At 66.9% G+C, this 11,550-nt stretch carries 10 protein-coding genes and 1 pseudogene; 9 read left to right on the top strand and 2 right to left on the bottom strand.

Annotated elements, in window-relative coordinates; all coding sequences use genetic code 11:
- A pseudogene (locus GXB81_RS28755) lies at window positions 1–228 on the bottom strand (EamA/RhaT family transporter); the annotation flags it as partial.
- Window positions 229–485: 257 nt separating this feature from the next.
- Window positions 486–2,045, bottom strand: a complete 1,560-nt coding sequence (locus GXB81_RS28750; RefSeq protein ID WP_205990988.1) for an AarF/UbiB family protein — start codon at window positions 2,043–2,045, stop codon at window positions 486–488.
- A gap of 266 nt (window positions 2,046–2,311) precedes the next feature.
- On the opposite strand from GXB81_RS28750, the gene GXB81_RS28745 reads away from it, so the two are divergent.
- The 9 genes from GXB81_RS28745 (at window position 2,312) to GXB81_RS28705 (ending at window position 11,339) form a co-directional block, all read left to right on the top strand.
- Window positions 2,312–3,067, top strand: coding sequence for a DeoR/GlpR family DNA-binding transcription regulator (locus tag GXB81_RS28745; RefSeq protein WP_167285780.1), 756 nt, complete (start codon window positions 2,312–2,314; stop codon window positions 3,065–3,067).
- Window positions 3,068–3,767: 700 nt separating this feature from the next.
- Window positions 3,768–4,859 (top strand): 2-aminoethylphosphonate ABC transporter substrate-binding protein, encoded by a 1,092-nt coding sequence (phnS, locus tag GXB81_RS28740; RefSeq protein WP_167049593.1) that lies wholly within the window; start codon window positions 3,768–3,770, stop codon window positions 4,857–4,859.
- Window positions 4,860–5,104: 245 nt separating this feature from the next.
- Entirely contained in the window at window positions 5,105–6,205 is a 1,101-nt protein-coding gene (gene phnT / locus GXB81_RS28735) for a 2-aminoethylphosphonate ABC transport system ATP-binding subunit PhnT (RefSeq protein ID WP_167049591.1), read from the top strand.
- On the top strand, window positions 6,183–7,133 hold the full coding sequence (locus GXB81_RS28730; protein WP_205990987.1) for a 2-aminoethylphosphonate ABC transporter permease subunit: 951 nt from the start codon (window positions 6,183–6,185) through the stop codon (window positions 7,131–7,133). The genes phnT and GXB81_RS28730 overlap by 23 nt, the downstream gene beginning before the upstream one ends.
- Entirely contained in the window at window positions 7,123–7,986 is an 864-nt protein-coding gene (gene phnV, locus GXB81_RS28725) for a 2-aminoethylphosphonate ABC transport system, membrane component PhnV (protein ID WP_167049587.1), read from the top strand. Before GXB81_RS28730 ends, phnV begins: the two co-directional genes overlap by 11 nt.
- 128 nt (window positions 7,987–8,114) lie before the next feature.
- A complete protein-coding gene (locus GXB81_RS28720; RefSeq protein ID WP_167285779.1) occupies window positions 8,115–8,864 on the top strand; it encodes a phosphonate utilization associated transcriptional regulator in 750 nt (249 codons plus the stop codon).
- Between the two features lie 86 nt (window positions 8,865–8,950).
- Window positions 8,951–10,225 (top strand): phosphonoacetate hydrolase, encoded by a 1,275-nt coding sequence (gene phnA, locus GXB81_RS28715; protein ID WP_205990986.1) that lies wholly within the window; start codon window positions 8,951–8,953, stop codon window positions 10,223–10,225.
- A 160-nt stretch (window positions 10,226–10,385) separates the two neighbouring features.
- On the top strand, window positions 10,386–10,775 hold the full coding sequence (locus GXB81_RS28710) for an aldehyde dehydrogenase family protein (protein ID WP_205299428.1): 390 nt from the start codon (window positions 10,386–10,388) through the stop codon (window positions 10,773–10,775).
- Between the two features lie 3 nt (window positions 10,776–10,778).
- Complete coding sequence (locus tag GXB81_RS28705; protein ID WP_205990985.1) at window positions 10,779–11,339, top strand: phosphonate degradation HD-domain oxygenase; 561 nt, start codon at window positions 10,779–10,781, stop codon at window positions 11,337–11,339.
- The last annotated feature ends 211 nt before the right edge of the window (window positions 11,340–11,550 follow it).

Raw genomic sequence — 11,550 nt, 5'->3', positions numbered from 1 at the left:
ATAGACACCTTGCAGCAGCGCGCCCGCGGCCAGATGCTTGCCGAGGTCGCGGCCGCGAGGCCATGTCGCGCGCGCGCCGAGCGCGGCAAGCGTGAAGACGAGCGCGGTGCCGCCGAAGCGGGCAAGCAGGAACAGATTTGGATCGGCGTAAGGCGTGATCGCGCGGGCGACCACGAAGCCGGTCGACCACAGCACGACGAAGACGGCGGCGATAAGGGATGCGAGCATGGCGACGTGCCGAGGCGAAGGTGGGCGGCGTGAAAAAGCCGCCATCTTGCCGGCGGACGTGCCGCGCGTCTTGTTCGAGGCTGCAACTGAACGGATGCGGGCGAGGTAATGAACGCCCGCGCGTGGCGGCCTTGGCAGCGGTCGTTGCGTTGGCCGAGGCAGCGGCCGGCTGTCGAAACGGCTCACCCAAAGATGTGCCGAAACGGCCGCCCAGGCCGCCCCGGCGTACGCACCGGAACCCCGCTCCCCGTGCCGTCTCACCACATCAGCAACACCGCCCCCGCACCGATTGCACCGCCACATACGACGCAGCCCCACAGCAGCCAGCGCGTGCGGCGGTATTCGCGCGCGATTTCCGCGAGCAGTTGCGCGTTCTGCTGCGGCGTGCGCGCGCGATCGTGTTGCTGCTGCAGATAGCGCACCGCCAGTTGCGGCACGCGCGGCAGCATGTGCGCGAGATGCGGCAGCTCGTGCGAGATGCGCTTGAGCCAGCCGCGATGATCGAGGTCGCGCCGCGCGATATCGGCGAGCACGCCGCGCGCGATGTTCCACGTATCGACGCCCGGATGCAGCGCGCGCGCCAGCGTCTCCGCCTGCTGGAAGGAGCGCTGCGCGGTGGCGAGCCGGCCCGGCACGTGGCCGTCGAACGGCAGCACGCCGTGCAGCAGATGATGAAACAGCGAGCCCGCCGAGCGGTCCTCGGGCGCGGCCGCGAAATGCGCTTCGGCGCGCGTGCGCAATTCGGCTTCGAGGATTTCCGCGCGCGTGTCGTGCGACACGTGTCCGGCATCGCGATGCATGCCGGCGAGGCGCCCGTAATCCTGGTCGAACAGCGCGGTCGCGCCGTGCACGAAGAATTCGCGCTCGCCGCTCGACAGCGTCGACATGATCGAAAACTCCGCGAGCACGAGGCGCCCGAGCGTGTCCGGCTCGATGCTGACGCGCACGCGGCGCGCATCGAGCGTCGCGTGGAAGAAGCCGTGCTCGAACGCTTGCTCGGTGACCACCTCGACGATATGCGCGGCAAGCGGCGCGAGCTTGATGCGATGCGCGTGCAGGCCGGGCAGGTCGCTCGCCGGCAGCGTGTTGATGCGCTGCATCGTCAGCGTGTGGGCGGTGCACAGTTCCCAGATCACGTCGGGCACGGCGATGCGCTTGTCGCCGTCGAAATGATGGCCGGTCTGGCTCAGGTTCGCGGCTTCGGCGCGCAGATCGAAGCGGCGCAGGATGTCGTCGGTGAAGGTCTGGGCAAGCGCGCGCAGTTGCAGGCGGCGCGCCGTGCGCGAGAGCTTTTCGAGCCAGCGCGCGGCCCAGCGCAGCAGCGCGAGTTCGTCGCCGATCTGTTGCAGTTGCTGCGTGCGCACCAGCTTGATCGCGACCTCGTGGTGGCCCTTGACCGGTGTCGCGAGCCGCGCGAAATGCGTCTGCTCGCCGAAGCCGCTGCGCACCGGCACGAGGTCGACCGCGCTGAACAGTTCGGCGAGCGGGCGGCCGAACGCTTTCGCCAGCGCTTCCTGCGACGCGGACGGCGCGAGCGGCTCTTCCATGTGATCGATGGCGTCGAGCGCGTCGTGCAGCGTGCCGGCCGCGAGTTCGGGGCGCTCGGCGAGCGTCTGCGCGAAGCGGCTCGCGAGCGGCCCGAGCGCCGGCAGCACGCCGTGCAGCTGGGCGCCACCGCGCTCCGACGCATGCACGCGGCTGACCAGCTCGATCATCCAGTGCAGTTTGTGCTCGCGCGGAGCGGCGAGCCAGATCAGGCGCGCGCCGTAACGCAGCGCGTGGGATAGCAGCAGTAGACGGCGAAACAGTGGCGGCATCGGTAGTTCGGTTGACGGCAAGGCGGGGTGCGTGGTGCCGGACGCGGTCGGGGCGATGACGACGGTGGCGACGGTGACGACAACAGCGGCAGCGGCGCTGCGTGCCGCGCGTCTGCCCGATGGCCGGTCCTGGCGCGTCAAGGTTAGCAGGTCGGGGCGCCGGTTGGCGCGTTCGTCGGGCCATGATGCATGACACGCGTAATACAATACAGCGGCCTTCCTCAACTACGACGAAACCTAGGCGTGCCGCTCGCGGCCCTTCACCGATGCTTGCAGAACAACGTCATCAATACATCCTCGCTCAAGTCGCAAAAAACGGCGCGCTTTCGGTTGCCGAACTGGTGCGCGAACTGAACGTATCGCGCGAAACGATCCGCCGCGATCTCAACGCCCTGGCCGGCCGCGGCCTGCTCGTGACGACGCACGGCGGCGCATTGTCGAACGAGCGGCGCGAGCCCGACCTCGATACACGCGAAGCCGAGAATGCCGGCGCCAAGCGCGCGATCGGCGAGCGCGCGGCCGAGTTCGTGCCGGACGGCGCATCGCTGATCATCGATTCGGGCAGCACGACCCAGGCCGTGGCGCGCGCGCTGCTCGACCGGCACCGGCTGACGGTCTATACGAACGACTGGCGTATCGCGCTGCTGCTCGGCCGGCGCAACGACAACCGCGTGACGCTGCTGGGCGGCGAGCTGTCCGATATCGAGGACGCCACGTTCGGCCTCGACACCGTCCACCAGCTGACGCAGTACCACGCGGACTTCGCGTTCATCGGCGCGGGCGGGATTTCGCCGGACGGCTATCTGAGCGACTACAGCCGCATGGCCGCCGAAGTGCGCAGCCGCATGATCGCCGCGGCCGACATGGTCGTGATCGTCGCCGATCACTCGAAGTTCGGCCGCGTGACGCCGGTGCGCATCAACGGTATCGAGTCGGCGCGTTATCTGGTCACCGAGCTGGCGCCCGAGCGCGCGCTCGGCAAGGCGATCACGGCGCATGGGCCGGAGATTCTGATCGCCTGAGTCCGGTCGCTGGCGGCGAGCGGGGCGGCGGCGGTCCGTGTTGCGCTTGCCGGCCCGCTCGCCGGCCTTGCCCGAGGCAAAGCGGCGGATTCCGTTCCTTATCCGCCAAAAGCTCGATAAAAAGGCTCCCCGGCTCGCTGCAGGATTCCGGGTGGGCGTGCACAATACGCGCCGTTGTCCGAACGCCTGTCCGCCCGTTACGGGCGAGGCGAGTGCCGCCGAAACCGGCAAATGCCACGAATCCGCTCAGCGCACCGCGCGAACCGGCGTAAGCCGGCGCCGCTGCCGTCACCCGGGTTTCGCGGCGCATCCTGCACACAGCGTCATTTTCGCCACGTACGATCGGCATGGATGCGGTGCGCGGACCCTCGCGCGCCCGGTCGCGCCGTGGTTCGCGCGAGTTGGCCTGAGTTGGCAAATTGTGTCGTTTTTTGGAATTCGGCGGAATAGTCACGGCGTTGTCATCGAAACCTGTGATTCTTGCCGTGCCCATTCAGGCATGGCTGGCAGCGTGAGTATCGGAGACGGGCTGGCGGTCAGGCGGAGCGGGATGCGGCGAAGTTGTCGGCAATCTGCAATCGATGGAGACCGGCGCGGCAACGGCTGCGAGCAACATGCAAACGGCGCGTGCCGCCATTCAATCACTACAGGTATGGGTTATCCCGACCGTCTGGTTTTTTTGCCTTTCGGAGAGAGCGACATGAAAAAGACGAATTCCCTTCACGCCACGGCCGGCCTCGCGCGCAAACTGCTGCCGGCGCTGGTCGCCGCGGCGGCGTTCGGCGGCATGGCAATGCAGGCCCATGCGGCCGGCGCGGTCGTGCTGTACACCGCCGACGGCCTCGAAAATCTGTACAAGGACGTGCTGCCGGGCTTCGAGAAGCAGGAAGGCGTGAAGGTCAATATCGTCACGGCGGGCAGCGGCGAAGTCGTGAACCGCGCGACCATCGAGAAGGATCAGCCGAAGGCCGACGTGCTCGTCACGCTGCCGCCGTTCATCCAGCAGGCCGACCAGGGCGGGCTGCTGCAGGCGTACCAGAGCGCCAACTACAAGAACGTGCCGGCCATCGCCAAGGCGCCGAACGGCGCGTGGGCGACCTTCGTGAACAACTACTTCTCGTTCGCGATCAACCCCGAAGTCACGAAGACCCAGCCGAAGACCTTCGCGGACCTGCTGCATCCGGACTTTAGCGGCAAGGTGGCCTACTCGAACCCGGCGACCGCCGGCGACGGCATGGCCGTGATCATCCTGACCTCGGCGCTGATGGGCGAGGACAAGGCGTTCGACTATCTGAAGAAGCTCGAGCAGAGCGCCAAGTTCCACACCAAGGGCACGGGCTACCTCGACGTGCTGCTCTCGCGCAACGAAATCGCGGTCGCCAACGGCGACCTGCAGATGGACCTCGACGACGCGGCCAACGGCGGCCTGTCGCTGAAGCCGGTGTTCCTCGCGGCCGCGCCCGGCGGCCAGCCGACCACGTTCCAGCTGCCGTACGCGATCGCGCTGATCAAGAACGGCCCGAACCAGGCCGAGGGCAAGAAGCTGATCGACTACCTGATGTCGACGCAAGTGCAGTCGAAGGTGCCGGACATCTTCGGCATTCCGGGCCGCACCGACGTGCCGCTCGCCGGCAAGAACGGCGCAGCGGTCAAGCAGGCGATCACAGGAGTGAAGCTGATCCCGGTCGACTGGAACCAGGTGATGGCGAAGAAGGCCGACTGGACCACGCGCTGGAAGAACGACGTGATCGGTTCGTCGGGCAAGCAGCTCGAAGTGGTCAAGCCGCAATAAGCGGTTTCAATAAGCAGTCTCACTCAGCGGCCGCAATCAGCGGCTGAACCGGGCGGCTGAAAGAGTCGCTCGAAATAAGCGGCCGAAGCGGGCCGCGTTTGAAGTACGTCCGGTCGCGCGCCGTGCTCGGCGCAGCCGGACTTGCCTGGATTCAGGCGGCGCCGTGCCGGCGGCCGGGCCGATGCAATGGCCCGGGTGTCGCGCGTGGCGCCGCATCAGCTTTAATCTTGTTGGAGGAAGACCCGGTGAATACGGCCAGTCTCGCTCACCCCAATGCGCCTGGCGCTTCATCGGATGCGCTCGACGCCGCGCGTTCCGATGCGTCCGGCGGCGTGCAGATCGATCATCTGACGGTGCGCTTCGGCACGCGCACGGTGCTCGACGATCTGTCGTTGACCATCCAGCGCGGCGAGCTGCTCACCGTGCTCGGCCGCAGCGGCTGCGGCAAGACGACCCTGTTGCGTTTCATCGCGGGCTTCATCGAGGCGGACGGCCTTGCCGGCACGCTGACCGTGGCGGGCCACGACCTCACGCACGTGCCGCCGCACAAGCGCAATCTCGGTCTGCTGTTCCAGAGCTATGCGCTGTTTCCGCATCTGACGGTGTTCGAGAACGTCGCGTTCGGCCTGCGCGCGCGCAGGGTTCCAGCGCGCGACGTCGCGCGCCGCGTCGCCGATGCGCTCAAGCTCGTGCAGCTCGGCGACGCCGGCCACGTGATGCCCGCGCAACTGTCGGGCGGCATGCAGCAGCGCGTGGCGCTGGCCCGCGCGCTCGTGATCGAGCCCGACGTGCTGCTGCTCGACGAACCGCTCTCCGCGCTCGACGCCAATCTGCGCGCCTCGGTGCGCTCCGAACTGAAGGCGCTGCATGAGCGCCTGCCGAATCTGACGATCGTCTGCGTGACGCACGATCAGGACGACGCGCTCGTGCTGTCCGACCGCACGCTGCTGATGCGCGAGGGCCGCATCGCGCAGCTCGGCACGCCGCAGCAGTTGTACGACACGCCCGCCGACGGCTTCGTCGCGCGTTATCTCGGCGCGGCCAATCTGCTGCCGCCGCAGGTCGCGTTCGGCATGGACGACGCGCGCCACAACGAGCGCGAGCGGGTCGCCTGTCTGCGTCCCGAGGCGCTGCGCATCGTGCCGCTCGGCGAAGGGCAGTTGCACGGCGCGATCGCGTCGGTCGAGTGGTATGGCGCGGTGGTGTCGGTGTCGGTCGTGCTCGATGCGTTGCCGAACGAACCCGTGCTCGTCACGATGCAGCGCGGTCACGGCATGATGCCGGAGAAGGGCGCGCGTGTTTCCCTGCGTTACGAGGCTGACGATGTCGTCCTTATCAAGCCCTGATACGCCCAATTCGCTCGGTGTCCCGAACGACGCCGCCGCCGCGCGCCGTCTCGCGAGCGCGGCGGCACACGCGGCTGCGGTGAAGCGGCGCGAACGCCTCGCGCAATGGCATCTGCTGTTTATCGTCGTGGTGGTGCTCGGCCCGCTCGTCATCTATCCGCTCGTGCGACTCGTGCTGCTGAGCCTGAGCGGTGCGCACGGCTTTTCGGCGCAGGCCTATGCGACGTTCTTCGGCAATCCCGATACGCGCGGCGTGATCGGCACGACGCTCGGCATCCTGTTCGCGAGCGCGAGCCTCGCCTCGCTGCTCGGCGTGGCGCTCGCGGCGCTGCTGTTCTTCAAGCCGTTCCCCGGCGCACGCATGGTCACGCGGTTTCTCGAACTGTTCGTCGCGTTTCCGTCGTTTCTCGTCGCGTTCACGCTGATCTTTCTGTACGGCTCGCAGGGTTCGGTCAGCATCGGCTTGCAGCGGCTCTTCAATCTGCAGGCGCCGCCGCTCGATTTCCTGTTCGGCATCGGCGGCGTGGTGCTCGCGGAAGTGGTGTTCTATACGCCGTTCGTCGTGCGTCCTACTTTGGCGTCGTTCGCGCTGCTCGACCAGCGTCTGATCGAGGCCGCGCGCAGCCTCGGTGCGAACGGCATGATGGTGGCGTTCAGGGTGATCTTGCCGCTCGCGTGGCCCGGCATCGCGGCCGGCACGATCCTGTGCTTTCTGCTGACCCTGAACGAGTTCGGCATTCTGCTCGTGCTCGGCAGCGCGCATCTGATTACGCTGCCGGTCGCGATCTACAGCGCCGCCACCGTCGATCTCGATCTGCCGACCGCCGCCGCCGGCGCCGTGGTGATGCTGCTGATGTCGTTGTCGCTCTACGCGTTGTACCGGCGCGTCAATAGCCGCAAGGAGAAAGGAGCCGGTCATGGCCGTTGAACTCGATCCGACCGTGCTGCCGGTCATGCACAAGAAGGCGCGGCCGGTGCGCCACAACCTCGCGGTGCGCGTGCTGGGCAGTCTGTTCCTCGGCTTCGCCGCGCTGCTGTGCTTCTGGCTGTTCGTGCTGCCGGTACTGGTGGTCGCGCTGTCGAGCGTCGCCTCGCACTGGTCCGGCACGATCCTGCCCGACGGCTTCAGCATGCGCTGGTTCGAACGCCTCGGTTCGAGCGACTTCGACGCGCTGACGACGAGTCTCGAAGTCGGCATGGGCGTCGCGGTGCTCGGCACGATTCTCGGTTTGTGGCTTGCGCTCGCGCTCGAGGGCCGCGACCGGCGCGGGCTCGGCGCGCTCGTCGACACGATCGCGATGATGCCCAACGGCGTGCCGAGCGTGGTGCTCGGCCTCGCGGTGCTGATCGCGTATCACAAGCGGCCGATCGATCTGTCGAGTTCGGCGGCGATCGTCGTGTTCGTGCAGCTCGCGCTGGTGCTGCCGTTCTGCTACCGCTGCGCCGCGGCGGCGCTGCGCCCGGAGTTGACGGTGCTGCGCGAAGCGGCGGCGAGCCTCGGTGCGCCGCCGTCGATGGTGCTGCGCCGCGTCGTGCTGCCGCAACTGGTGCCGGCGATCCGCGCGAGCCTCGCGCTCGGCTTCGCGCTGTCGCTCGGCGAACTCGGCGCGACGCTGACCGTGTATCCGCCGGGTTTCGCGACGGTGCCGATCGTCGTGGTCGGGCAGGTCGAGCGCGGCTACTACCTGCCGGCTTCGGCGTTGTCGCTGATCCTGCTGCTGGTTTCGCTGGTCGCGTTGCTGCTGATCGCGGCGCGTGCGCCGCGTCGGCGGGGCGGCTGATTGCCGGTTCGGCTCGGAGGCTGATTGGACTGGCCGGCGGCCGTAGTCGTGATCTGACGGAGGCGAGCCCGTGCGGTATGCCGACTAGCGTAGCGCAGCGCCCAGGTGAGGCGGCAAATTTTGTCAAAATGACCGAAAATATGCAGTCTGCTTCCGTCGATCCCATCGAGGTCGTGCGCCGGCATTCGCTGACGGCGCTGGTGCGCGACGAAATCGAGCGGCATATCGTCGATGGCACGCTGGCGCCGGGCGACAAGCTCAACGAGGCGGACTGGGCGGCGCGGCTGCAGGTGTCGCGCGGACCGGTGCGCGAAGCCTTTCGCGCGCTCGAACAGGCGGGCCTCGTGCGCACGGAGAAGAATCGCGGCGTGTTCGTGCGCACGGTGTCGCTCGCCGAGGCGGACGAGATCTACGCTGTGCGCGCGCTGCTCGAAGAGGCCGCATGCCGGATGCTGGCGACCTGCATCGACGCGGGCAGGCTCGCGGTGCTGCGCGACTGGCTCGATGCGATGCGCGCCGCGCTTGCGTCGCACGATCGCGACGCGTATGGCCGCGCGAACGTCGCGTTTCACGACGCGATCGTCGCGGCGGCCGGTAACGCGAAGCTGTACGAGACGTATCGGCGGCTGGTCAGCGAATTGAGCCTGTTTCGCCGCGCGGCGCTCGCGGTGGAAGCCGACGCGATGGAGCGCTCGCTCGCCGAGCATCGCGCGATTCTGAACGCGCTCGCATCGCGCGACGCCGGGCGCGCGGCTGCGTTGATGCATGCTCATGTGCATGACGGGCGGTTGCGTGCGCATGCGGCGTGTGGAGCGGGCGAGGTTCGCGCGGCCGGGAGCATGGCGGCCGGGTGCGAGTCCGGTGCGCGCGGAAAATGACGGCGAAGCGGTAGCGGCACAGCGGCCATGCCGGTTCCGGCAACGATTGACTCACAACGAAATTCCCGCCGATGGAAATCCCTGTTATGACACATTCCGGACAACGTACGATCGACGTCAATGGGCGCCGCTATCGGCTGCCTTCGCAACCGACCGTCGTCGTCTGCGTCGACGGCTGCGAGTTCGCGTATCTGGAAGCCGCGGCCGCCATCGGCGTCGCGCCGTTTATCGGCTCGATGCTCGAAGGCGGCGCGGCTTTTCGCGGCGACTGCGTGATTCCGTCGTTCACGAACCCGAACAACCTCTCGATCGTGACCGGCGTGCCGCCGTCCGTGCACGGCATCTGCGGCAATTACTTCTGGAACCCGGACGCCGACGGCGGCGCGGGTGCGGCGGTGATGATGAACGACCCCGCGTACCTGCGCGCGCCCACGCTGCTCGCGGCGGCCGCCGAGGCAGGCGCCGCGGTGGCGGTCGTCACCGCGAAGGACAAGTTGCGTGGCCTGCTCGGCTGGCAGCTGAAGGGCATCTGCTTTTCGGCCGAAAAGGCCGACAAGGTGACGCGCGAGGAAAACGGCATCGAGGACGTGCTCGATCTGGTCGGCTTGCCGTTGCCCGACGTGTATAGCGCCGGCTTGTCGGAATTCGTGTTCGCGGCCGGTGTGCGGCTCGCGCAGACGCGCAGGCTCGACCTCATGTATCTGTCGACCACCGATTACATCCAGCACAAATGCGCGCCCGGCACCGAGGGCGCGAACGCGTTCTACGCGATGATGGACCGCTATCTCGCGCAGCTCGACGCGCTCGGCTGGGTGATCGGCCTCACTGCCGATCACGGCATGAACGCCAAGCACGATCCGCAAACCGGCGAGCCGAACGTGATTTATCTGCAGGACCTGCTCGACGACTGGTTCGGCGCGAATACGGCGCGCGTGATTCTGCCGATTACCGATCCGTACGTCGTGCATCATGGCGCGCTCGGTTCGTTCGCGACGGTTTATCTGCCGCGCGATGTCGAGGTTGAGTCCGTGATGGCGCGGATTGGCCGTCTGCCGGGAATCGACGTCGTGCTCGACCGGCGCGCCGCATGCGCGCGCTTCGAATTGCCGGAGGATCGTGTCGGCGACCTCGTGGTGATCGGCGCGAAGCACGTCGTGCTCGGCACGCGCCGCGACGAGCACGATCTGTCCGGGCTGACCGTGCCGTTGCGCTCGCATGGCGGGATCTCGGAGCAGGAGGTGCCGTTGCTGTTCAACCGGCGCATCGGGAGGCCGGTTTCCGATGACGGCCGCGGTGCGGCGAGGCTGCGCAACTTCGATGTTTTCGATGTCGCGCTGAATGGGGTGGCGTCGTTGTCGTGAGCGCGGCGCGGTGGAGTTGCGGGCGTCGGTCGTCGGGGTAGCGTGTGCCTGGGCGTAGGGCGATCCGTTCGAGGCGTCGATTTAGGATCGGTACGGTGATCGATGCCACCGCTGCTGCCGCGTAGCTGCTCGGGGCGTGTGGGCATGGAAAGGCGCGCGTTTGCACATCAGCAACGAACGTAGCGGCGCGGTATACGCGTCGACCCTGCGCGACAACGTCTATTGGTCGATGAGGCTCGTGCGGGAGGAACCATTTGGCCCGGCGTCGCTGGTCATCGCATTCGATACGCTCGACGAAGCGATCGGAATCAGCAACGGGATGCCGTTCGGTTTGTCGTCGTGCGTATTGCGCGAACCGGCAGGACGCGATTACGCGGTTCATCGTCAACGAATTGCGCGGGCGGTCAACGTATGGAGCGTGCCGGGTTGCCGGATCGAGCTGATGCTGCTCGGCGGTATCAAGGACGCGGGGCCTGGCCACAAGGAAAGCGTGCAGGAAGCAACGAAGCGCTTTACCAATCAGAAGACGTATTCATTACCGTGGGAGTAACGGATGGCATTGAATCTGGACGATATCCGTTCGCTGTTCGAGCGACACGGCCGCCTCGCATATAGTGGCGAGCCGGTGACGCAACTCGAGCACGCGTTGCAGAGCGGCGCGCTTGCCGAGGAAGAGCGCGCGAGCGAGGAGCTGGTCGCGGCGGCGTTTTTGCATGATCTTGGACATCTGCTGGACCTGCAGGGGGAGACGCCGACGAAGCACGGCATCGACGATCTGCATCAGTATTACGCGCTGCCTTTTTTGCGGCCGGTGTTGTCGGACGCGGTGCTGGAGCCGATTCGCCTGCACGTCGACGCGAAGCGCTGCCTCTGCGCAATCGATGCTACCTACTTCGGCCAGCTTTCCGCTGATTCGGTACGCAGTCTCGAGTTGCAGGGCGGCATCTTCAGCAGGGAGGATGCCGAGGCATTTCTGCAAAAGCCCTACGCGGAAGATGCGTTGAGGCTGCGTCGTTGGGACGATCGCGCAAAGGTGAAAGATCGCGCGACACCCGATCTCGATCACTATCTGAATCTGGTCGAGCGGGTAATGCGTAGGCATGTGGCGGCGTGAGTTGAGCGATGTCGTTTATATGAGTGCGCGGCTGAGCGGGCACTGATTTTTGAGGAGGACGCCGGCTGTTTCGACGAAGCAGTTGGCCTCGGCAAGGGTCGCTAAGGAAAACCCTGAATTCGTACTTGCAAGTCGTATCCGGTCCCGCTAGAATTCCGCTCTTTCGTGTTCCGCCCAGCGGGGCACGGGGAAGCGGGAGGCCCTGGATGGC

Origin of the sequence: Paraburkholderia sp. Ac-20336 (assembly GCF_017105025.1) — a bacterium.
In the GTDB taxonomy this organism is placed as follows: Bacteria; Pseudomonadota; Gammaproteobacteria; order Burkholderiales; family Burkholderiaceae; genus Paraburkholderia.
The sequence above is the reverse complement of the archived record's forward strand: the minus strand, read 5'-3'. Positions and strand labels throughout refer to the sequence as shown.